Annotated in this window: 15 protein-coding genes; all 15 read left to right on the top strand. The window is 41.3% G+C overall.

The features are described 5' to 3' along the window. Positions 1-98: 98 nt before the first annotated feature. The 15 genes from DWW52_RS05200 to DWW52_RS05130 all read left to right on the top strand — a co-directional run bounded on the left by DWW52_RS05200 (position 99) and on the right by DWW52_RS05130 (position 23,003). A complete protein-coding gene (locus DWW52_RS05200; protein WP_118714416.1) occupies positions 99-1,427 on the top strand; it encodes a TlpA disulfide reductase family protein in 1,329 nt (442 codons plus the stop codon). 25 nt (positions 1,428-1,452) lie between these two features. Beyond that, positions 1,453-2,775, top strand: a complete 1,323-nt coding sequence (locus DWW52_RS05195) for a TlpA disulfide reductase family protein (RefSeq protein WP_118714415.1) — start codon at positions 1,453-1,455, stop codon at positions 2,773-2,775. Positions 2,776-2,809: 34 nt separating this feature from the next. Then, on the top strand, positions 2,810-4,117 hold the full coding sequence (locus DWW52_RS05190) for a TlpA disulfide reductase family protein (RefSeq protein ID WP_118714414.1): 1,308 nt from the start codon (positions 2,810-2,812) through the stop codon (positions 4,115-4,117). Positions 4,118-4,308: 191 nt separating this feature from the next. Then, positions 4,309-4,899, top strand: coding sequence for an RNA polymerase sigma-70 factor (locus DWW52_RS05185; protein ID WP_233556706.1), 591 nt, complete (start codon positions 4,309-4,311; stop codon positions 4,897-4,899). A 59-nt stretch (positions 4,900-4,958) separates the two neighbouring features. Continuing rightward, a complete protein-coding gene (locus DWW52_RS05180; protein WP_118714413.1) occupies positions 4,959-6,143 on the top strand; it encodes a FecR family protein in 1,185 nt (394 codons plus the stop codon). Between the two features lie 88 nt (positions 6,144-6,231). After that, positions 6,232-9,663: a SusC/RagA family TonB-linked outer membrane protein gene (locus DWW52_RS05175; RefSeq protein ID WP_118714412.1), complete on the top strand. Its 3,432-nt coding sequence runs from the start codon at positions 6,232-6,234 to the stop codon at positions 9,661-9,663. A gap of 11 nt (positions 9,664-9,674) precedes the next feature. Next, on the top strand, positions 9,675-11,069 hold the full coding sequence (locus DWW52_RS05170; protein WP_118714411.1) for a RagB/SusD family nutrient uptake outer membrane protein: 1,395 nt from the start codon (positions 9,675-9,677) through the stop codon (positions 11,067-11,069). Between the two features lie 11 nt (positions 11,070-11,080). Then, positions 11,081-11,875 carry a DUF4843 domain-containing protein gene (locus tag DWW52_RS05165; RefSeq protein WP_118714410.1) on the top strand — a complete coding sequence of 265 codons (795 nt, stop codon included), beginning with the start codon at positions 11,081-11,083 and terminating at the stop codon, positions 11,873-11,875. A 24-nt stretch (positions 11,876-11,899) separates the two neighbouring features. Next, entirely contained in the window at positions 11,900-13,531 is a 1,632-nt protein-coding gene (locus DWW52_RS05160) for a PKD-like family lipoprotein (RefSeq protein ID WP_118714409.1), read from the top strand. 251 nt (positions 13,532-13,782) lie between these two features. After that, positions 13,783-14,313 carry an RNA polymerase sigma-70 factor gene (locus tag DWW52_RS05155; protein WP_118714408.1) on the top strand — a complete coding sequence of 177 codons (531 nt, stop codon included), beginning with the start codon at positions 13,783-13,785 and terminating at the stop codon, positions 14,311-14,313. Positions 14,314-14,550: 237 nt separating this feature from the next. Further along, positions 14,551-15,726: a FecR family protein gene (locus DWW52_RS05150; RefSeq protein WP_118714407.1), complete on the top strand. Its 1,176-nt coding sequence runs from the start codon at positions 14,551-14,553 to the stop codon at positions 15,724-15,726. An 83-nt stretch (positions 15,727-15,809) separates the two neighbouring features. Then, positions 15,810-19,382, top strand: coding sequence for a SusC/RagA family TonB-linked outer membrane protein (locus DWW52_RS05145; RefSeq protein WP_118714406.1), 3,573 nt, complete (start codon positions 15,810-15,812; stop codon positions 19,380-19,382). Positions 19,383-19,393: 11 nt separating this feature from the next. Continuing rightward, positions 19,394-20,842 carry a RagB/SusD family nutrient uptake outer membrane protein gene (locus DWW52_RS05140; RefSeq protein ID WP_158582485.1) on the top strand — a complete coding sequence of 483 codons (1,449 nt, stop codon included), beginning with the start codon at positions 19,394-19,396 and terminating at the stop codon, positions 20,840-20,842. A 34-nt stretch (positions 20,843-20,876) separates the two neighbouring features. Continuing rightward, entirely contained in the window at positions 20,877-21,890 is a 1,014-nt protein-coding gene (locus DWW52_RS05135; protein ID WP_148315330.1) for a hypothetical protein, read from the top strand. Positions 21,891-21,908: 18 nt separating this feature from the next. Next, positions 21,909-23,003: a thioredoxin family protein gene (locus DWW52_RS05130; protein WP_158582484.1), complete on the top strand. Its 1,095-nt coding sequence runs from the start codon at positions 21,909-21,911 to the stop codon at positions 23,001-23,003. Positions 23,004-23,583: the final 580 nt, after the last annotated feature.

Raw genomic sequence — 23,583 nt, 5'->3', positions numbered from 1 at the left:
TAACTTTTGGGAAGGGGTATGCCCTTCCCCTGTCTCTCCTTTTGTTTTATGAATTTTGGTAAAGCAGAATATTTAGTATTGTATTTAAAAATGGATGTATGAAAAAGATTAGTTTATTATTATGGGTACTTTGCCTGAGCATGCCTTTGTTTGCTCAGAAGAGTACGACAATAAAAGGATTTGTAAAACAGAAACGGAATTCTATAGTAAAACTTTTTTCTGTAGAAAAAGGGGAGTGTAAAACATTATTAACTAGTAATATTGGTGATGATGGAGCTTATGAATTTTCTTTCGTGCCCGAAGAACCGGGATTTTATGCTATTAGTGATTTTCGGGTAAATTACCCGATCTATGTGAAAGGAGGAGAACAGATCAATGTTGATTTGTTGGAGAAGAAAGCTGTGTTAACTGGAGAGAATACAAGAGAGAATAAAGCTCTTTATCAATGGGAGGATTTTGCCAATAGTATTCGGTATCAATCCGTCGTGCCATTGGTTATGCAGACAACTTACAAAGAATTTTTTCCCGAATTTACAGAATTTCTTACTAAAATAGATTCAATAAAAGGGGCTATATCTAGTGGTGACCTGGAATTTGATGCCTTGATTCGAAAGAAAATAGATTATGATGTGGATTATTACGCCATGATGTTTTTGATGACTCCACGTACTGCACATCCCCAGCGTAGCGATTGGCCTGCTTTTTATGATACAATTATTTCGGATAAAAAATTCACTTCAGACGAGGTGTTACAGTTCCCGACAGGGCTTTCTATGATAAATGCTTATATTAATTTTTCGATGAAAATAGAAGCGCCTAGAGCGGGATTTGAGATATTGAATAATGAGCGTCTGCGTGGAGAAGCTGTTTTATCGAAATTACAATATGCCAGAGTACGTGCTGATTTTGATAACTATATGGAAACTGATGAGAAATATTTGGCAACAGATGATCAAAAAGCAAGAGCCAAGATGATTGGTGATAAGTTGGGGACTTCTTGGAAAGGTCAACCGGCAAAAAATTTTACTTATCCAGATGTAAATGGGAAAGAGGTATCATTATCTGATTTTAAAGGGAAAGTAGTTGTGGTAGATGTTTGGGCAACTTGGTGTGGCCCTTGTAAAGGAGAGATTCCTTTCCTGAAAAAACTGGAAGAGGAAATGCGTGGTAAAGATGTCGTGTTTATTGGTGTTGCTTTAGATGAAGCAAAAGATAAACAGAGGTGGTTAGATTTTGTTGAAAATGAAAATCTGGGTGGAGTTCAATTACATGCTTCCGGTTGGAGTCAGATTGCAAGGGATTATAAAATAAAGAGTATCCCTCGTTTTATGGTATTTGATAAAAAAGGGAACATTGTTTCGGAGAGTTCTCCTCGTCCTTCCAGTCCGCAATTAAAACAGATGATAGAAAAAGAGTTAAGAAAATGATTTTGAATAATGGAATTTGTATGTTATGAAAATAATTGGATTATTATTGTTGATTTTGTGTATGGGAGAAACTCTGTTTGCTCAGAAAGTAACAACTATAAACGGGTATGTAAAGCATGGACGAACTCGAATCGTGAATCTTTATGACGTTGTAAATGGAGAGGTAAAGGTTTTAAAATCAACGGAAGCAGATGCGGATGGTAAGTTTCGTTTTGATTTTTCTCCTAACGCTTCCGGATTTTATACAGTAGGAGACGACCGACGGAATTATGTCGTTTATGTAAAAGGTGGCGAAGAGATTCAGATTGATTTACTTGAAAAACAGGCACAATTAGCAGGAAAGAATACGAGAGAAAACCAGGCTTTGTATCAATGGGAGAATTTTATCAATGATATACGTTGTGATGCGATGGATAACCCGATGTGTACATATCGGGAGTTTTTCCCGAAGCTGATGGCCGTGGTTCCCAAAATTGATTCTGTAAAAAAAGCAATTCGAAGTAAAAATAAAGCGTTTGATGAGTTATTAAAAAAGAAAATAGACTATGATTTGGACTATTATGCCATGTTATTTATTCTGTCTCCCAGGAGTGTACATCCAGAACGTGATGAATGGCCTGATTTTTACAAAAATGTAATTTCAGATGAGAAATTTACGACTATTGATGTTTTGAAGTTTCCGTTGGGAGCAAGAATGATGAGTATGTATACTAGTTTTGCTACTATAATTAAGGCTCCTAGACAGGGAATAGAAGCTTTGAATAATGATGAACTAAAAGGAGAAATGTTATTATTCGGATTGAAATATTGTAAATTCCATTCGCAGTTTGATGAGAAAATGAAAGAAAGTGGGAAATATTTGGTGACAGAAGATCAGCAAAATAGAGCCCGGGAGATTGCGATGAAGTTATCGCCTTCTTTAGCGGGCAAACCTGCCATGGATTTCACGTATCCGGATATGAACGGGAAAGAAATCTCGTTATCTGATTTTAAGGGAAAAGTTGTCGTGGTGGATGTATGGGCTACTTGGTGCGGACCTTGTAAAAGAGAACTTCCTTTTTTGAAAAAGTTAGAAGAAGAGATGCATGGCAAAGAGGTGGTGTTTATTGCGGTATCGTTAGATGAAGCAAAAGATAAACAAAAATGGATTGATTTTGTGATGCGGGAAGCTTTGAAAGGAGTTCAACTACACGCTTCAGGATGGAGTCAAATAGCCAAAGATTATGAGATTAAGGGAATTCCTCGTTTTATGCTGATCGATAGAAAGGGAAATATTGTTTCCGAAAATGCTCCTCGTCCTTCTGATCCTCGCTTGAAAAAGATGATAGAAGAAGAATTGAATAAATGATAAGAGAGTTTGTTACATTAAAAATGATCTGATTATGAAAAAAAAGAGATTGTCGGTATTGTTATTGTTGCTTTGTGTCAATATTGTTGTATTTGCACAAAAGAAAACAGTTTTGGAGGGATTTGCTAAATATAAGAATGCATCACAGATTACTCTTTTTGCCATCGAGAACGGAAAGGTGAAAGAATGTGTGACAACGTCGGTAAAGCAGGATAATTCTTATCAAATGACTTTTGTTCCAGAAAAACCGGGATTTTATGTTATTGGTAATAAACAGAAAAATCATCCTATTTATATAAAAGGTGGAGAAAAGATTCATTTGGATTTGTTTAGAAACGAGGTGGTGTTGAAAGGAAAGAACACGAGGGAAAATAGGGCTCTTTACCAATGGGAAAAGTATGTGAAGGATTTGCGTGTGATGTCGGGAAAACGAGTTGCCCATGAAGATTTCTTCCCTTACCTAACGAAGTTTGTAGCTAAAATAGATTCGGTGAAAAAAGCGATTAAAAGCGGGAATCCTGTATTTGATGAGTTGTTTTATAAAAAAATAGATTATGATGTGGATTATTGCGCAATGATGTTTTTGTTGTCTTCGCGAAAACCCCCACGTTCGGATTGGCCTGCTTATTATGATATAATTCTTGCAGATGAGAAATTTATTTCGGATGAATTATTGTTGTTGCCGGAAGGATTGAGTACTTTAATCATGTATTATAATTATACCTATTACGTTGATGTGCCTAAAGAGGGAGAAGCATTTTTTACTAATACTCGGTTGCGTGGGGAACTCCTTTTGTATTTATTCTCTATTCGAGCAAGATACTATTCTGATTACGAAGAATTTATTTCGGAGAACTCGAAGATCTTGACCGAGGAGCAAAAAGAGAGGGCTAAGGTTATGGCTGCTAAATTGCATCCGTCCTTCGTTGGACGGAAAGGGAATTTTACTTATCCGGATGTGAGCGGAAAAGATGTTTCTTTATCGGATTTTGAGGGAAAGGTGGTTGTAGTGGATGTATGGACAACGACTTGTGGCGCTTGTTTTGCGCAACATGTCTATTTAAGCAAGTTGGAAGAAGAGATTCAGAGTAAAGATGTGGTGTTTATCGGAATTTCGTTGGACAAGGATCAGCAAAAATGGATGAATGTTGTCAAAGAGAAAGGTTTGGATGGAATTCAACTGTATGCATCCGATAAAAGTCAATTTGCGAAAGATTATAATATTACGGGAGTTCCTCGTTTTATCGTATTTGATAAAAAGGGATGTGTGGTGAAAGAAGAGGCCCCTCGTCCTTCTGATCCTCGCTTGAAGGAAATGATTGAAGCTGAGTTAAAAAAATGAATGAGAAGTGTTGTTATAATGAGGTTTTGTTGCCTGTTGGTTAATTATAACTTCTTGTACGATGAATAATGTATTTTGAAGAATGTTTATCGAGAGGATGTAATTTGTTTTGATAGAGTTCAAAGAATTTTTCGGAAAAAATGACAGGGATATATTCTGTTTTTTTTCTTAGCTTTGCAAAAGCTATGGAAATGAATATGCATCCTTTTGATAATCATGAAGTATTGTTGGAGGCCCTGCAAAAAGGGGAAGAAAAAGCTTTCGTGTATCTTTTTGACAGATATTACGAGGGACTGTTAAACTATGCAGGGCGTATCGTGAGGGAGACGGAGTTGGCTCATGATCTCGTGCAGGAGACATTTTGCAAGTTGTATGAGGATCATGTGAATTTGAATATTCATTTATCTGTAAAATCCTATCTTTATAAATCAGTTTATAATAGTTGTCTGAACGAGATCAAGTATCAAAAGGTGGTTAATAACTATGCTGATCGGGAATTGTTGGATTTCTATTTTTCCGAGATCGTGCAAACGCCAGAAGCCGAGTTGGCGTTGCAGAATGAAGATATCCGGAAAGCGCTTGAAGAGGCAATAAACAAGTTGCCGGAACGGTGTCGGGAGGTATTCGTGTTGAGTAAGGTGGAGGAATTATCTAATAAGGAGATTGCTGAAAAATTAAATATTTCCGTAAAAACCGTTGAGGTTCAGATGACTAAAGCTTTGTCCCGGTTACGGGAAGAACTGGAATGGGTGTTATGTATCATTTTTTTTGTAAATTTTTGAAATTAGCGTAGGGGTTCCTCTTTTCTGAGTTGTCATATATTTATAAAAGCAGAAATAGTATGACAAACGAAATGGATGAGTTGATTCGAAAAGTACTGGACGGGAAAGCCTCGGAAGAAGAGATGCGTGTGCTGATGCGGTGGATGAAAGAGGATGGAAGTCACCGGGAGTATTTCAACATGCTGAAGAAAGTATGGAATATGACGAACGGACCGAAATTGTCACCGGAACGGAAGGCGTTGGAAATGGAGCGTTTTGTAGGGTATATGCAAAATTCATCTTTAAAGAAGAGAGAACATTTAAAATCCAAAGTTGTCCGTTTGTGGTATCGGTATGTGGCTGTTTTATTGATCCCGTTATTATTGCTGGGTATTTATTTCTGGTCGGAACAGAAGTCCGAACCGATCCTTGTAAATACGGAAACCAATGTAGATTTTGGAAAACCCGTGCTGATGATGGCGGATGGACGAGAGGTTATTCTGGAACAAAAAAATGAAATTATTGAGGGGGCGAGCGAAATTGGGATTCAGAATGATTCTTTATTCGGGTTGAATTACATGGGTGCGGGATTACAAGCGAATGTTTCGACGGGAGAAGAAGTGTATAACACGTTGAGTATTCCGGTGGGCGGTTTTTATCAATTGTCGTTATCTGACGGGACGAAAGTGTGGTTGAATTCCATGACAAAGTTACGTTATCCCGTGACTTTCAGAGGTGAACAACGTAACGTGTACTTGGCCGGAGAGGCTTATTTCGACGTGGCGAAAGATGCGGATCATCCGTTTGTAGTGAATGTGGAGGGGATGGAGGTGAAAGTGTATGGAACTCGGTTTAACGTGAATACTTTAGAAGAAGGAGTTGTTCAGACTGTGCTAGAACGTGGTAAAGTGAGCGTGAAGGCGTTGAAAACCGGCGAGGAAGTCATGTTGAAACCTGATGATATGGCAGAATTTTACAAGGAATCGGGAATGGTAAAGGTGGGAAAAGTGGATCCATTTACTTACACGGCTTGGAAAGACGGGAAATTTGTTTTTGAAAATGCTACAATTGAGACGATCATGTCCCGGTTGGGGCGTTGGTATGATATAAAAGTTTTTTATGGTGACGAACAAGTAAAAAATCAAACTTTCACCGGGATTATTACGCGACATTCCAACGTGAAAGACTTGTTGTATCTGATCGGGGAGACAGCTATGGTGCAGTTTGACCAGAAAGATAATGTGGTAACAGTGAGAACAAGGTGAGCAATAATAAAACCGGAAGTTGCGCTAACAACTTCCGGTTATAGTAGATGTGATTAGGTCACATATAATATTAATTAATTACAAAGCTATGAAAAAAAATCGAGAATGGATTTTCTTTAGGAATTTTTTGTGCTTGAAAAGTGCGAAGATTTGGGTTACGAGGAGTTGTATGTTGCTATGTTGTTTGTTTTTTATGACCGAACTTATGGCGCAACAGCAGAAGGTAACCATAGACATGAAGAACGTGAATATTCAGGAGGTGTTCAAGGGTATTAATAAGCAAACCGGATTGGATTTCGTGTATAATACTGCACAATTGGAAGAAATTGGCTTGGTGACTCTTCAGGTGAAAGATGTGACTGTGGATGCTGCTTTATCAAAGTTGTTCACGGGTACACCGTTTGAGTACCGTTTCGAGATGAATGCTATTTTGATAAAGAAAACAGAGGTGAAGAAACAATTGGAGGAGATTACAGTGTTGGGAGTGGTTAAAGATGTTGATGGCAATTTGTTACCAGGAGTGACGGTAATGGTGAAAGGAACCGCACTCGGAACGGCTACAGATATTGATGGTGCTTATAAATTGACTGTTGCAAAAGGGGAGAATCTGGAACTCGTATTTTCCTTTGTCGGAATGGAGGCACAAGAGATTAAGTACACCGGGCAGAAAACGATTGACGTGGTGATGAAAGAAAATGTAGAGGCGATGGAAGAAGTTGTTGTAACCGGTATTTTTACCCGGAAGAAGGAGGGGTTTACTGGGTCGGCGACACAGGTCACGGGGGAAGAGATTAAACGGATGACATCGGGTAATGTGTTGAAAGCCTTGGAAATGCTTGATCCGGGTTTTAGAATGAATACCAGTAATTTGGCCGGTTCGAACCCGAATGCCATTCCAGACTTCCAGATGCGGGGACAAGCGAGTATCGGGAATTATGAAAGTAATGATGTGGTGGTTTTGCGAGGGGACGTGAATTCACGTCCGAACCAGCCTTTATTCGTGTTGGACGGGGTGATCGGGGTGAGTGCAACGACAATTATGGATTTGGATCCGGAACAAGTGGAGTCAATCACCTTGTTGAAAGATGCTGCTGCTACAGTTATTTATGGTTCCGATGCTGCTAATGGAGTTGTGGTGGTTGAAACGAAAGCTCCTGCTCCTGGAAAATTACGGTTTAGTTATAATGGAAATTATGAACTGGAGTGGCCGGATCTGAGCGTGTATGATTTGATGAATGCGGAAGAAAAATTACGTATAGAAGAATTAGCGGGGTATTATTCCAACAAGAATAACGTGGAGTTGCGTAATTATTACAACCGTATCAAACAGGATATTTTGCGGGGGGTGAATACGTATTGGTTGGCAGAACCGGTACACACGGCTTTTTCTCATCGTCACGGATTGACGGCGGAAGGTGGTGATAAAGCTTTACGTTACAAAATTTATTTAGGCGCCAGGTGGGCTCCAGGAGTGATGAAAGAATCCAATTTGAATATCAAGACGGGTAAAATAGATTTGAATTACCGTGTGAACAAGGTTTTAATCAGTAATTCTTTAACCGTGGATTATTCTGACGGGGCTCGTACGTCTCCTTATGGTAGTTTTCAGGATTATGCACAGATAAATCCTTATTACCGTAAAAAAGATGAAAATGGCAATGTCAAGCAAGTCTTGGATGATCATAAAGTTGGTGATAAGTATATTGCAGATTATGATACACCAACGTTGAATCCGCTTTGGAATGCACAATTTGATTCAAAAAATGATAGTCGTAATTTTGATTTGAGAGAGGCTTTAAAAGTTGAATATATACCCGTGGATAACTTGCGGTTAAGCTTGGATTTCACGTTATCCCGAAGTGATGGTACTGTGGAGACTTTTAAATCGGCTCAACATAATGATTTTTATATGGTGACGGATCCTGCGGAGAAAGGATCTTATTATTGGTCGAAATCTGAAGGTAGTAGTTACCGTTTGAGTTTGTCTGGAGCTTATAATAAATCATTTGGTTCTGATCATTTGTTCTCGGCTTTTGCTCGTTACAGCATTAATGAAACAGCGAATAAGTTGACTTCTATTTCTATGAAGGGATTTCCGAATGATAAATTGAGCGAGGTATACATGGGAACGGAGTACCAGACAACGGGAGGTAGCGAGAGTGTTGCTCGTGCGTTGGCTTTTATGATGACTTTGAATTACTCTTATAAACAACGGTATGCTTTTGATTATAGTATGAGTATTAATGCTTCTTCTGAATTCGGAAAGAACAATCGTTATGCTCCTTTCTGGTCTGCCGGGGTACGTTGGAATGCGGAAAAAGAAAAGTTTATTCAGAATCTGGAAATCTTTGACGAACTGGTGCTGCGTGGGACCTACGGCATTACGGGATCACAAGGTTTTACTCCTTACCAGTCTTTGCAGATGTATACCTACTCTAATTTGATGAAAACTTATAAGAGTTCGGATGTGGTCGGGACAGAAATATACGGGTTGGGAAATCCTGATTTGAAATGGCAGCAAACACAGAATTATAACGTGTCATTAGATTTTACTATGTTTCGTAATATATTGAGTGCTAAACTTGAGTATTACGAGAAGTACACGAAAAACACGTTGTTGGATTACACGATGGCCCCTTCCGTCGGCTTCGCCACGATGAAGGAGAACTTGGGAGAGATATCCAATAAAGGGTACGAGATAACATTACGTTTGATGCCATATAGTAATCCTGCTAATCAAGCTTATTGGCAGGTGATTTTTACCGGGTCGCATAATAAATCTCGGATCGAGGAGATATCTAATGCTTTAAAAGTGTTGAATGAAAAACAGATGAATCGGGCAATGGCATTTGAGAATCCGTATGATTTGGAGGGCAAGCGTGAGAAATTCCCGTTGCCTCGTTATGAAAATGGTTATTCGCAAACCACGATTTGGGTGGTTCGTTCCGAGGGGATTGATCCGGCAACCGGTCGGGAAGTGTTTATGACTCGTGACGGGAAATTGACTAGTAATTACAATGCGGCCGATCAGATTCCTTTTGGAGATTCGGAACCGAAATTTCAAGGTTCAGTTTCAACGACATTCACGTACAAAGGTTTGAGTTTAACGCTTGCCGGGCAATATCATTGGGGAGGCCAAACGTTTAATAAAACTTTGATTAATAAGGTTGAAAATGCGAATCTACGTAAGAATGCGGATAGGAGGGCCTTGTATAGTCGTTGGCAGGAGGCGGGAGATCATGTGTTCTTTAAAGCTATCGACGGTAATGTTTCTAAAACGGATACGAAGGAGAGTTCTCGTTTCGTGATGGATGATAATGAATTTTATTTCTCCACGGTGAATTTATCTTATCGTTTTGAAAGGAAGAAGTTCGATTGGATGAAACGAATTGGGATTACTTCAGCAACACTCGGTTTGTACATGGAGGATATTTGTCGTTTTTCAACCATAAAAATGGAGAGAGGTATTGATTATCCCTTCTCCCGACAGGTATCAATGTCTTTAAATGTTGTCTTTTAAACTCGTAGGATATGAAAAAAAATATTGTTTGTATTTGTTTTAGCTTATTGCTTTTTTCAGCCTGTTCGGATTGGTTGAATGTTGAACCTAAGACGACAGTGAAGGAAGAGGAAGTGTTTGGCCGGGAATTGGGATTTAAAGAGGCGTTGACTGGTGCTTATATAAAAATGGCCTCCACTGATTTGTATGCAAGGAATTTGACTTTTGGTTTCATGGATATACTGGGAGGACGTTACACTCAAAAGACGGAGCAGAAAGATTATTACACGTTTGCCCCCGATCCTTCGTCTACTGCAGAATCTTATAGTAGAAGTATATGGAGTAGTATGTACAATATTATTGCTAACTTGAACAATATGTTGTATTATTGTGATAAGAACAAGCGGGTGTTTACTACAGCATCTTATTACGAGATAATCAAGGGTGAGGCCTTGGGTTTACGTGCATTTCTTCATTTTGATTTGTTGCGTATGTATGGACCGATCTATAAAGATAAACCAACAGCCAAACGAATAGCTTATCGTACGGAGTTTAATAAGGATGCCAAAGCAATGCAACCCTCGAATGTGGTGATTGATAGTATTATTGCGGATTTGAAGAAGGCCGAAACTTTACTGACGGGTACGGATCCGTTGAGGTTTGATTTCCCGATTAGTACAGTTGAAGAGAATAAGATGGAAGGCGATCGATTCCTTGTTTATCGTCATAAACGTATGAATCTGTATGCGGTTAAAGCTATGTTAGCCCGTGTACATTTGTATGCGGGGAATTACACGGAGGCTGCCAAGTACGCTAGGGAGGTTATTGATAGTAAACAGTTCGAGTTGTCTGGTAATGCAAACGATATTCAACGTTCCAAAGAAATTATTTTCTCTGTCTATATTGATAAATTTGATCAGGTGGTAGATAATATGATGACTGTAACTACCTACACTATTGACAACGATGTTTTTAATGAGATATTTGATGTCGCTAATGATGGTACGAATGACTTTCGGGTACGTGAAGGAGTTAGTTTTGAGAATGCTACTTCGGGAAAAAGAATGTTGAAATATAAACAGGAAAACGTGTGGCCCTCTTTGCAAAATACAGTTGTTCTGATCCGTCTGTCGGAGATGTATTACATTTTGGCCGAGTGTGCCGGAACACCGGAAGAGGCTTCCGGATATTTAAACAGTGTGAGGGAAATGCGGGGTATTGATCCGGTGAATTGTACTTCGCAGAACGTGCAATCCGAAATAGAAGAAGAATATAGGAAAGAATTTTATGGAGAAGGTCAGGTATTTTTTTATTATAAACGTCTGGGACGCTCGACTTTTGTGAATTGTCCTTTGCAAAACATGTCGGAGAATAATTATATGTTCTGTTGGCCTGAAAACGAAATATTGTTTGGTTATACGAATTAATTTGTAGTTGTATGAAGAAGATATTATATATGATGATCGTGGCCCTATGCTTTGCGGCTTGCGAGGAATACGAGATGATACAGTACGGGAAAGGTGCGAGGATCAATTTTATGGGCGATATAAATTGGGCGAGTCCTGGAACGTCCAGTAGTCCCCTGTGGTCGGATGATGCGACGTTAAAGTACACGTTTAATTTCGGTATTAATGCCATCGGGGAGAATTTATTATATGATACACTGCAAGTGGGAGTGAAAATAATGGGGGATGTTGTCAGTCAGCCACGTAAGGTTACATTAATGGCAAAATCGTCGGGTGAGAATATTCTCAATGTGATATTTCCCGATGAATATTATGTGGGAGCTGACACCACTGCTGCGGTATTTCGGATTGTTATCGAACGTCCCGCTAACCGGGGTGTTGAATATAATGCCGAATTGTTGTTCAATTATGAGAATTCTGCTTTCGAGGAAGGTTCGGAAGAACGTCAGGTGGTTCAGTTGATTATTTCAGATTGTGTGAGTAAAGAGTTATGGGGTGTGGACGATCGGGATTGGAATACTTATAAAAAATATTTTGGTGAGTATAGTGAGGCAAAAGCCAGATACGTGATCACGCAATACGGGAAGCAATATGGCGGAACCTCTTTTGCTGCATGGTATCGTAACGGGTATATGTTAGCCTTGTACTATAATATGTTATACACTGATTTGGAGGCTTATAAAAAGGTTTGTGAGCAAGATGCCTCGAAACCGAAGTTTATAGATGAGAATACAGGGGAATGGATCGAATTCCCCAATCAGAATTAGGTTGTACATAAAAATGGAAAGAGTATGAAACTGGTTATTTATTATATATTGATAGGCTTGCTTTTCACGGCTTGTTATGATGATAAAGGAAATTATGATTATGCGGATATCAACGTGCTGGAAGTCGGGTTGGACGAAATATATTCTGTTCGAATTGCGAGTGATACTATCGTGACGATTCAGCCTAGATTGTCGCAATCCTTGCAGGAGAATAAAGATAATTTGGAATTTATGTGGTTGCATTCCACGACAAATACCAATTTCTACACGATAAAAGATTGTGATACGGTTTGTCGAACGGAAGCGTTGAAATTTCACGTTGATCCGGAGGATGCGAAATTGAAGTACGAACACTATTTTCGTTTAAACGTGTATGATAAGTTGACCGGTTTGGAATATCCGGTGAACACGATGATGAAACTGGTAAAACCGTTTGATGGTGCTTGGATATTATTGCATGCTAAAGATGGACGGACTGAATTGGGTACGATAGAATACATCGGCGAAAATGTTGTGGAAACCAAAGATGCTTATTATAAAGCAACGGGTAAACTTTTCCGGGGAAATCCATTGTGTTTGGGGCGTGTTTCATTGAGTAGCACGTATTATGGTTCCTCTAGCGTTCAAATGTTTTCGGTAATGACAGATATTCCGGAGGAAGCGGGGGTATATTGCCAATGGAAACAATTTGAACACATGGATAGTTTGTCAAGGATGGTATATTCGGCAGATGCCGTGAATTTTGCTTTTGATAAAGTAGAAATGATTGATGGTGAGGGGTACCGTGGGGGAATCATGCTTACAAACGGAAGGTTTTATCAAACATCCGCAGCCATGAAATTGTATGAACCGGCACGGAATAAAGATAATTTTAGTGGTGATTTTTATATCTCGCATGCGGCTAAAATAGCGGACGTGTCTTTAGTGTATGATAAAAAGGGGCGTCGTTTCGGTAGCATGTGGCACATGAATAATTCCGGGTACCCGGATCCTAATTTTTTTGATCCGACCAAAGAAAATAAGGTTGAGTTAGCTGCATTGCCCAGGACCACGAGTGACTCTAAAGATGCCGACCCTCGTAATATTTCTCCGGATCAGGAGGTGGTATATGTTGGTGCTGGGTATAATTATAACCAAAGTAATGCGTCTTATTCTTATGCTTATGCTGTGGCAACGAAAGGACAGGATAGTTGTTTTATTTATGAATTTAATGTCATGGGGATGTCTTATGGTTCTGGAAATCCGAGTTTTAGTAATTATTATCGCTTGCCGATGCCGAAAGGTTTGAATGAAGGTAGTTGTTTCGCTTCTTCTGCAGCTTATAGTGGTATTATTTTTTACTCGGCAGGCAATACGATATATCGTTTGGATTTTGTGCAACAAGGAGGTAAGGCCACGCCAATTTACACGCATGAGGGGGGTAAAGTGGTTCGGATGAGATTCGCTCGTACCCGTAGCGAGAAAGATGGATATAAAAATTATGAATTTGATCTGGCTCGTAGTTTGGGAGTGGCTTTTGAGATGGAAGATGGTACGAGTGATTTTGTAATATTGAATTTAGCTGCAACGGGTTCTCTGGGAGAGAGTAGTGAACATTTTTCGGCTAAACAGGTATATTATGAATTCGGAAAAATTACGGATTTCGTGTTTTTATAATAGATTACACGAATGAAGCGAAGTATAATTTTGAACGGGTGGTTGTGTCAATCGGTTGTCTGGAGAGAATGTGAGGGAGATTTGGGAAATGATTGAGTTATTATTTTGATGTTTAATAGAGAGGAAGTACTCGAAATACGGTACTTCCTCTTTTTTCGTAAATCATTATCTATAGAAGGTATTTTTTTAGTTTAATAAATTATTTAACTTTGTCAAGGTGAAGTCACGGGCGTATTAATTACGAATGTTATATGGCAAAGGAACTTTTGGATAATAAGACTTTTGAGGAGTTGTTCGAGCTGCATTTCACGAAACTCATGGGATTCGTCTATAATTACGTACGGGATGAGGAGGTTGCCAAGGATATCGTGCATGACGCTTTTCTGACTTTATGGACGAACCGGAAGTGCCTGAATCCTGTCTATCCTGTGAAATCTTACTTGTTTACTTTAGCTCAGAATTGTGCGTTGAATTACCTGCGGCACTTACGTGTCGTGGTGGGCAACGAGCAAGTCGTGAGTGAATTATTGGAGGCGGCAAACGAGGATTTGAATGATTACGAGAATCGTTTGGCGCGTTTGGAGGAAAAGTTGGCCTTACTGTCGGACAAACAGCGGGAAGTGTTGGTGAAATGTGTGGTGGAAGGGAAAAAATACAAGGAAGTGGCGGAAGAATTGAATATCACGTTGAATACGGTAAAGACTCATATCACGCGGGCGTTAAAATTCTTGAGAGAAGAATTGCAGGATGATCTGGTGATGCTATTTATACTATATCGGTAAGTCTTTAGTCGTGTATTGGAGGTGTGTTTGATCTGCCCTCGAACATGCTTTCTTCTGAATTTCCGGTAGAATGCCTGTGGTATGTGCGTAAAACGAGCGTAGAAAACCTAGTGCGACCTCGGTGTAATAGTTTTTTAATAACCGGGGAAAATAGATTCGATTTTTTTCAAAAAAACTTTATTTCTCTCGTCACCCATTTTATGGGGGTACGTGTATTAGCTGTGTAAAATAAAAGAAATGAAGTATAACGAGGAAGATATAGAATTTGCAAGTCAGATACTTACACGTCGGGAGAATTTATCCGACGAGGCGGTGAAGATGTGGATGAGTGATCCGGAACACGTGGAATTGTTGAAAGAATTCGGGGCTATTCGGGGAGAATATTCGGACTTGAATTTCGAGGCGGTAAAGGCTGCGGAATATGCTCGTTTGCGAAAGGCTGTCGATGTCCGGACTAGACGTCAATTGGTGATTCGTTGGTCGGTGGCCGCTTCTATCGCTTTGTGCGTGGTGTTTAGCGTGTGGTATTTATTGGATGACTCTTATTTGGCAGTTGAAAGAAAGTTGCCGCAACAGGCAGAAATCATGAAATCTGAAAAAGCCGACGTGGAGTTGATCTTGGCCAACGGGGAACGGGTGTTACTTGACGGTTCCGGCAAGATGATCGAGGATTTGAGCGTGTCGGGGATCAAGGATGATTCTTTGCAGGGATTGACTTATTTACAGGCGAAAGCGCAACAAGTGAATGACACCGAGGTTTTGTATAACACGTTGAAAGTACCCACGGGTGGTTTTTATCAATTGGAGTTGAGTGACGGGACCCGGGTATGGCTGAATGCCGAGTCCGAATTGCATTTCCCCGTGCAATTTATCGGGGAGCAACGGGACGTGTACCTGAAAGGAGAGGCTTATTTCGACGTGAAGCGGGATACGGCAAGGCGTTTCGTGGTTCATCTGAATGAATCGAATGTTGCCGTGTTGGGAACTTCTTTCAACATCAAGGCGTACGGGGATGAGAATTATATATATACGACGCTGGTCGAGGGGCGTGTCTGTTTTACGGCGGAAAAAGATCAGCAACAAGTGACGTTGAAACCGGGAATGCAAAGCATTTTGAATTTGGCATCGGGAAAAACGGAATTGAAAGAAGTGGATGTAGAACAATATGTCGCTTGGCGGCAAGGACGGTTCGTGTTTGCTTCCACCACGCTGGAGGATTTGATGAGCCAGTTGAAACGTTGGTACGATATTGACGTGGAATACGTGGTGCCGGACGTGAAGCGATATGAATTCCGGGGGGCAATCAATCGAGACATGAATTTGATGGACGTGTTGTCCATCGTGGAGAAAACAAGTAATGTTATTTTCAATGTACAGGGGCGGACCATAAAAGTAGCAACAAAAATCAAATAGGAGAAAAAACGAGGATTGCCGTCAACAATCCCCGTCAAGATTCTCCGAGAGAGAACCTCAATATTAATTTGTAATTCAAAGTTATGAAAAAAAAGTTTAGTTTGTGCCATTCCGGTACATACAAGGGATTTTTTAACTTATTCCAAGGATTGAGAATCATGATATTCTTGATGCTGGTAGGGTTAACCCACGTGTCGGCAACGGCTTCCAGTCAAAATGCAGTTATTAATCTGAAGTTGAAAGATGTGACTTTAGAGGAGGCCGTCCGGAACGCGGAAAAGCAATTAAAACAGGATTTCTTTTTTAACAAACAGGAGATTGACGTGAATAAAAAAGTTTCAGTTGATCTCGTGAATGCCACGGTTGCCGATTTCGTGCGATTGGTGTTCGGACAGGATTACGGGTTTGAATTGGTGGATAACGTGATCGTGGTTTCTTCTAAACCCGCGGGACAAGTGAATGTTAAATCGGTGGATATCTCCGGTAGAGTCGTTGACAAAGATAGTGTTCCGCTTCCGGGGGTAACGGTTCTCGTGAAGGGTACAAGTCTGGGTACGGCCACGGATATCAACGGTACTTACAAGTTGACGATTCCCGATCAGCAATCTCTCGTGTTGGAATTCTCGTTTGTCGGGATGAAAACGAGGACGGTGACTTACACGGGGCAAAAGGTGATTAATGTCGTTCTGCTGGATGACGTGAGCGAAATGGAAGAGGTGGTCGTTACGGGTTACCAGAAGATAGAACGTCGTAAATTGACATCTTCGATTACCACGGTGGATATGGATCGGTTACGGATGGTAAATCAACCGAGTATTGATAAATTATTGCAGGGACAAGTCCCGGGTATGACGATAGTGAGTACTTCGGGTGCGCCGGGAGCGGTTCCGCAAATTCGTATCCGGGGAACGTCAACCATTAGTGGTAATGTTCAGCCGTTGTGGGTGGTAGACGGAATTATCCTGGAGGATCCGGTGGATGCTAACGTGGATGATCTTCTGAATAATCGGAATCTGATCGCTTCCGGTATCGGTGGCGTGAACGTGGATGACATTGAGTCAATCAACGTGTTGAAGGATGCGGCGGCAACGGCTATCTATGGAACTCGTGCGGCCAATGGTGTTATTGTGATTACTTCTAAAAAGGGTACAGCCGGTAAAACCCGGGTGACTTATAACGGGAGTATAACTGTCGGGATGCGTCCGAAGTTGAAAGATGCCTATATGATGAATTCCAAGGATCGTATCGACGTGAATATGGAAATGTTGGAGAAAGGTTTGTTGCAGGCTTCTTCCAATAGTGCCGGACAATATGGTACGGTTTCCGATTTCGAACGTTATTTTATCGACGTGCACGATCATAAAATGACTTGGGAGGAGTTTCAGCAAAAGGTCAACCAGTTGGAAACGGTGAACACGGATTGGTTCAAGTATCTTTTCCGCAATTCAATTACGCATCGGCATAGTATCAGTATTTCCGGTGGGTCCGAGACCACCACGTTTTACCTCTCCGGCAGTTACATGGATGAGCAGGCAACGGCCAAGGATGTCGGTATGGAGACTTACACGATGGCGGCCAAGGTGTTCACCAAGCTAAGACATAATTTGAGAGTCGGGGGAATGTTGGACGTGAACATGCGTAATAATAAAAGTTTCTTCGCGTCGGATTCTCGTGAAAATCCTTACGAGTGGGCTATTTACACGACTCGGGCTCATAATGCGTACGATGAGAACGGTAATTTCAATTATATGTACTATAATGATTTGAAATTTAACTTCTTGGAAAACAGGGATCAAAGTTGGCGGAAGTCAAAGAGTTTCGGGTTGAAAGGTACGGTCGATATCGAATGGAAGATATTGCCTGATCTGACATTCAGCAGCTTATTCTCTTTCTCAAAATCTAACACGACCGATGTGGATGTGGCTACGGAGGATAGTTATTTTGTCCGGGCCCGGCAGAAAGATATGCAGGATAATACCACTTTCGAACCGGTGTGGCATGACGGGGGATACCGCCAGGGTAAAGGGACGAACAATAGTTCTATAACTTTCCGTAATCAACTTTCTTACATGCCGGTTATAAGCGAGGATCATCGTTTTGATATTATGTTGGGACAGGAAATTCGGACTTCTAAATATGAGGAGGAGACCACGCAAATTTATGGTTACGCTCATGATCGGGGACATCAGCAAATCCTGCAATTAGATTTGATGGCAAAATTGGGTGTTCCTTACTGGACAGAAAATCTGAACGAGTCGGCGGCTGTATCCTGGTTTGGTGTGGCCGGTTATACTTACAAGAATCGTTACACGGTTAGTTTTAACGCTCGTACGGATGGGTCCAATCGTTTCGGGGTGAAGTCGAATGATCTTTTCCAACCGCTTTGGTCTGTCGGGTTTAATTATCAGGTGAAAGAGGAAAATTTCCTGAAAGATTTGCAGTGGTTGACTTATTTGACCTTGAAAGGTTCGTATGGTAGTCAGGGTAACGTGGCTGACGCTTATTCTGATTTGGTGGCTAAGGTTGGTACCATTGACGCTATAAAGAAAGAAAATTACCTGGTGATCGAGGCTCCCAAGAATCCGAATTTGAAATGGGAAAAGAACTATTCCACGAATTTGGCGTTGGAATTCGGCCTTTTCAAGCGTAGGATAGCCGGTACTTTGGAGTATTATTACAAGAAAGGGGTGGATTTGTTAGGAAAAAAACAAGTGTCATTGGTTTCCGGTTTCCCCTCCGTTTCTGTTAACTGGGCTTCGATGAAAAATACCGGTTGGGAATTTTCGTTGAACACGGTGAATGTTGATACGCACGGTTTCCGTTGGACATCTAATTTGAATTTCGGTTATAATTATAACGAAATTCTAGATGTGTATTCCACCCCGACTTACGGTTCGATGACCAATGCCCAGCGGACGGATTATGCGTCTGCGGCAATCGTGGGAAAACCGATTAACGGTTTGTGGTCTTATCAATATGCCGGGCTGAACGAGGAAGGACGGGCCCAGTTCTATAATGAGAAAGGAGAGAAGGTGTTGAAAGGAATGAATAATATAGAGGGACTGGTATATTCCGGGACAACGATGCCTCTGGTGCAAGGTGGTTTCACCAACACGTTCGTGTATAAAGGGGTGACCTTGTCCGTGTTGCTGGTGGGTAACTTCGGGAACGTGATTCGCCTGAGAAACATGACCGACGGTCAGGCATTCGCTTATCCCGAGGCAACGCAGAATATGTCAAAGGAATGGGCATACAGGTGGAGAAAACCGGGAGACGAGGCTTTCACGGATGTGCCGAGATTGGAAGCTAACGAGTTTGATGATGCCGTTTTCTATCCTTATCCCTCGAACGGAACGATGTATAATAATAGCGATTTGAGAACCGTGAAAGGTGATTTCGTGCGGTTGCAGAACATATCCTTGAGTTATGATTTGCATTTGAAGAAGTTGCAGGAACTGGGTGTTCAAAATATTCGCTTCATGTTGCAAGGAAATAATTTGCACGTGTGGAAGAATTCGAAGTTGAAAGGACAAGATCCTGAGGCCACGGGAGCCATTATGAAGTACGGATCGACAAGTAGTGCGAATGTTTCTTTCGGGAATACTTATTTGCCCTTGTCTCGTACGTATTCGTTCTCGATATCTGTACAATTTTAATGTTTTTGATTATGAAGAAGATATTTTATACACACGTGTTGTTGCTGCTAGCCTTGTTTAGTAGTTGTGATTTGCTTGATATAAAACCGGTGAACAGTATGTTACCGGTCAGCGTGGAGGATTATGAATCCGTGCTGCTGGGAGGTTATCCCCGTTCGGATTTCTTTATTAATACCGATTTGGCTACTGATAATGTGTACGCGAATCTAAACTCGACCTCGGCGGTGACGAAGTCTTATGAACCGTGGTTTATCTGGGCCGCCACGCATCAATATAACGGGGCCGAGGATGCTTACTGGAAACAGTTGTATCAATCTATATTCTATGCGAATACTGTGCTGGACGAGTTTGCCGGGAAAACTCCTGTAGCTGAAGAAAAAGCTTTATTTGAAACCGTTCGGGGAGAGGCCTACGCGTTGCGGGCGTATTGTTATTTCTATCTGGTGAATTTGTATGCCGAGAATTATGCTTCGGAGAATATGGAAAAACCGGGTGTCCCGATGCCGTTGAGTGCCGCGGACGTGCACCAGAATACCCAGAATAACGTACGGGTTGCGGTCGGCAAGGTCTGGGAACAGATTGAGAAGGACCTGGATGAAGCATCGAAAGATCTGGAAGGTAAGGAGAGCAAGGGTAAATATCGTTTTGATTATATCGCTTTACAAGCTTTCAAAGCACGTGTATACTTGTTTATGAATAAGTATGAGGAAGCGATTAAGGCTGCTTCTTATGTTATTGATGCGAAGGCATTGTTTGATATGAACGAGATTCAGTCCTACCTGGACGGTTTAGATAAGATTTCTAACGCTTTCAGTTACACGTATGGTTTTATAGATACGGATTACCGGAACGAGGTTTTATTCTTTGTTGGCGGTAAAGGGAACGGGAACCCGTATTATTACTATAAATCTCGTTTTAAACCGACGGAAGAGTTGTTGAATCTTTGTCGACGTGATCCGAACGTGATTGATTACAGAAGATATATTTTCGAATCGAATGCTGATCCGGAAAGTGCTGATTACGTGGAACAAGGTCCCACGGTATACCGGATGTTCGCCACACAGCAGAGTGATTGTTATTATATCGGGTTGAAATTGAGCGAGGCTTACGTGACTCGTGCCGAAGCGTACGCTCGGACTGGAGAAAAGGAATTGGCTATTAATGATTTGAATCGTCTTTTGGTCACTCGTGTAAAGAGAAGTGATTATGTCGCTTTGGATCAGGCAAACTTCACGGATGAAACGGCATTACAGCGAGTGTTGGAAGAGCGTCGGGTGGAATTGGCGTTCGATTGTGGAATGCGTTGGTTTGATTTGAGAAGATTGGGTAAGCCGAGTATCCAGCACGCGTACGAGAACGGTCAAGTATACACGTTGGAACAGGGGGATTTGCGTTACGTGTTACAGATTCCAGAATCAGAACAACTGAACAGTCCTAATATGCCGTTGAATCCGAGATAAATGGTTGATTTTAAATTTGTAAATGTTGAATGTTATGGTAAAGTATAAAAGTGTATATGTCCTGCTAGCCGCTCTAACCTTATTTTTGAGTGGTTGTGACAAAGAGAAAAAATTGTCGCCGACAGAAGATTTGGGAATTGTTGATATGTTTTCCCCGGATGAAAATGCTGATCCCCGGGTGAAATCAATGTTCAATGATTACGGGGTATGGGTTCGTACTTATTTTAGCAGTATTGACGAGTTGACGAATGCCATTCTGGCGCAGGATGCTCTTGTTGCCATGCGGGGAGCCGAGAATCTTGAAGAGGAAAAAGTTCCGGAAGTGTTGAATTATTCGGAAGCTTTGTTGAGTAACGTGTCAAAGGAGTATGCTCATTCCTTTTTCCCTTTGGAATTTTTTTACGTGAAACAATATGGATCTCTTTGGTGGATTTATCCTGTGAAGGCTTTGGGCCGGAGTCGTTTGATTCTCATGTGGCCCAATACGACGGACGGGGCGATACCCGTGACAGATCCTGTTAATCATTATTACCAGGATTCAGTGTTGACGACTGAAGTGTGGAGAAAATTGGGTTCGATGATTGTTGCCCGGATGGAGGAACCCCTGAAAGAATTCGTGGCCGGGGGTAAGGCCTATGATGACGGGGAGGCATACGAGAAATTAGGTAACGAATATGATAAGGACGAAAAAGCTTGGAAAGAGGAGAATCCCGATGCGGATGACGATGATGAAGAGGAGGTGAATAGTCGGCCTTACGTGATTAAGTACAAGAATGCGGTGGATGAATTGTGCCGGAACGGCGGGTATATCACCGGGGGAAGTTCTCGTTCATTCGAGGGAGATTTTTCCGAGTGGTTACGTTTGCTCGTGACGGAGTCCTATGATAATATCAAAAAGGATTATTTGGATAACAGTAAATCCCGGGCATTGAAATACGAGGTGTTGATCAAGTATTTCAAAGAATACGGTTGGGATATTCAGGCTGCAGGGAACAAGTACCGGGAGAAGTTTGATGAGTACAAGGCTTCGTTGCCGGATGAAGAGTAACCGATGAATTACCGGGTAATGAGAAAAATCATTTTAATGTTGTTGTGTAGTCTGTCGATCACTTTGCTTCGGGCGCAAGATGGGGTGAAATTTGAATCGCTGACGTTTAAGGAAGCTTTGGAAAAAGCGAAAGCCGAGAATCGTTGGGTGTTTCTGGATGCTTACACCTCTTGGTGCGGCCCCTGCAAGGTGATGGCAGAGCAGGTGTTCACGCAAGCGAAAGCGGGAGTTTTTTTCAACTCCCGGTTCGTGAACGTGAAATATGACATGGAGAAAGGAGAAGGTCCGGAACTGGCAAAGAAACTGGGGATCGGGGCTTACCCGACTTTCGTGTTGATTCGCCCGGATGGGGTGGTACATGATAAGCTGGTGGGCGGTGCGGATGTCGACGGGATTATTCGTCGGGTGGAACATTCAATGAAACAGACGGAGACGGTTGGTACTTTAGCCACACGTTACGAGGGGGGAGAACGAGATAAAGCGTTTTTACTGAAATATCTGAAAGCGTTGGTGGAGGCAAGTGAGATTCGCCGGGTGAAGGAAGTGGCGGGGATATTGTCGGAACAGTTGACAAAGGAGGAGAAGGTTGATTCTGCTTGTTGGATACTGTTTGATAATAACGATCTGGCACCTTTCGGTTCCGCAAATTATCGTTTCTTGCTGGAAAATCGGAAACCATTTTATCAACAAGTGGGACGGGAAAAGGTTGACCGACGTTTGGGGAATCTTTACGCGGGTGTTTTGTCTTCAGTTGTCTGGGGACGGGATACTAAAATAACAGAGGGTGATATTAGGGAGATTGAAAACGTGATCCGTACGTTGAAGATTGACGATAAGGAACGGTTGTTGGCTTACGTGAGGATGGCAAATGCTTACAAAGAGAAGAATACCGACGAGTTGCTGAAACTCTGTAAAAAGGAGTTCCCTCGTTTCTCTGACCCCGACGTGATGATGATCGTGATGCCCGTGTCCGTGTATTTCCGGTCGCAAGAGGATAAGGCTGCTTTGAAGGAATTTATTCAAATAGGCAAAACGATTGTACCGAGTCTGAAAATGCAAGATAATATAAACTATGTGACCAATTATTTTGACGAGCTGGAAAAGCAAATGTAGGGCCGGGGGCGAGTGAAAACGTTTTGATACTTTCATTCGGATTGGGGCAAAAGTTTGTAACGTCCATAAAATTTATAGGGTCAGGGAATCTCTGCGGGATGCTTTATGCGTGACAGGGGTACTGGCCGTCTGTACGATCCGGGATTTCCCGGATCGTTTTTGTTTGTATCGTGTTATGGGGATATTACAAGCTGTTTGGGCAAACTTCGATTTTTTGGGGAAAACACGAGAGAAAGTATTGTGTAAGTATTTGATTTTCTATTACTTTATCTTGTGTATCTTCGTCATATCTTCGTTATACTATCCTTAAAATGCTGTTGTATAGAAGGAAGAGATATCGAAAGTATATCCTGGGGATGACGAAGAGATGTAAGAGTAAAACAAGTGTTGTTATAGAAGAGATTGGAAGGAAAACAAAAGATAATAATAGTAGGGTTGATTTGTTTGAATTATTTTATATTTTTGGAAATCAATAAACGAACGTTTGTTGCTATTTAAAGTGATGCGAATTGTAAGAAAAATTGGAATATAATAAGTGTCTGTAATATACTATATTACCGTATGAATGGCCTTATTAAAA

Source organism: Odoribacter sp. AF15-53, assembly GCF_003479425.1.
In the GTDB taxonomy this organism is placed as follows: domain Bacteria; phylum Bacteroidota; class Bacteroidia; order Bacteroidales; family Marinifilaceae; genus Butyricimonas.
This window is presented reverse-complemented; position numbering and strand designations above follow the sequence as displayed.

Bases quoted from the DNA above. Each gene is read 5' to 3' on its own strand.
- DWW52_RS05200 (WP_118714416.1), top strand. From the start codon at position 99: ATGAAAAAGATTAGTTTATTATTATGGGTACTTTGCCTGAGCATGCCT.
- DWW52_RS05195 (WP_118714415.1), top strand. From the start codon at position 1,453: ATGAAAATAATTGGATTATTATTGTTGATTTTGTGTATGGGAGAAACT.
- DWW52_RS05190 (WP_118714414.1), top strand. From the start codon at position 2,810: ATGAAAAAAAAGAGATTGTCGGTATTGTTATTGTTGCTTTGTGTCAAT.
- DWW52_RS05185 (WP_233556706.1), top strand. From the start codon at position 4,309: ATGAATATGCATCCTTTTGATAATCATGAAGTATTGTTGGAGGCCCTG.
- DWW52_RS05180 (WP_118714413.1), top strand. From the start codon at position 4,959: ATGACAAACGAAATGGATGAGTTGATTCGAAAAGTACTGGACGGGAAA.
- DWW52_RS05175 (WP_118714412.1), top strand. From the start codon at position 6,232: ATGAAAAAAAATCGAGAATGGATTTTCTTTAGGAATTTTTTGTGCTTG.
- DWW52_RS05170 (WP_118714411.1), top strand. From the start codon at position 9,675: ATGAAAAAAAATATTGTTTGTATTTGTTTTAGCTTATTGCTTTTTTCA.
- DWW52_RS05165 (WP_118714410.1), top strand. From the start codon at position 11,081: ATGAAGAAGATATTATATATGATGATCGTGGCCCTATGCTTTGCGGCT.
- DWW52_RS05160 (WP_118714409.1), top strand. From the start codon at position 11,900: ATGAAACTGGTTATTTATTATATATTGATAGGCTTGCTTTTCACGGCT.
- DWW52_RS05155 (WP_118714408.1), top strand. From the start codon at position 13,783: ATGGCAAAGGAACTTTTGGATAATAAGACTTTTGAGGAGTTGTTCGAG.
- DWW52_RS05150 (WP_118714407.1), top strand. From the start codon at position 14,551: ATGAAGTATAACGAGGAAGATATAGAATTTGCAAGTCAGATACTTACA.
- DWW52_RS05145 (WP_118714406.1), top strand. From the start codon at position 15,810: ATGAAAAAAAAGTTTAGTTTGTGCCATTCCGGTACATACAAGGGATTT.
- DWW52_RS05140 (WP_158582485.1), top strand. From the start codon at position 19,394: ATGAAGAAGATATTTTATACACACGTGTTGTTGCTGCTAGCCTTGTTT.
- DWW52_RS05135 (WP_148315330.1), top strand. From the start codon at position 20,877: ATGGTAAAGTATAAAAGTGTATATGTCCTGCTAGCCGCTCTAACCTTA.
- DWW52_RS05130 (WP_158582484.1), top strand. From the start codon at position 21,909: ATGAGAAAAATCATTTTAATGTTGTTGTGTAGTCTGTCGATCACTTTG.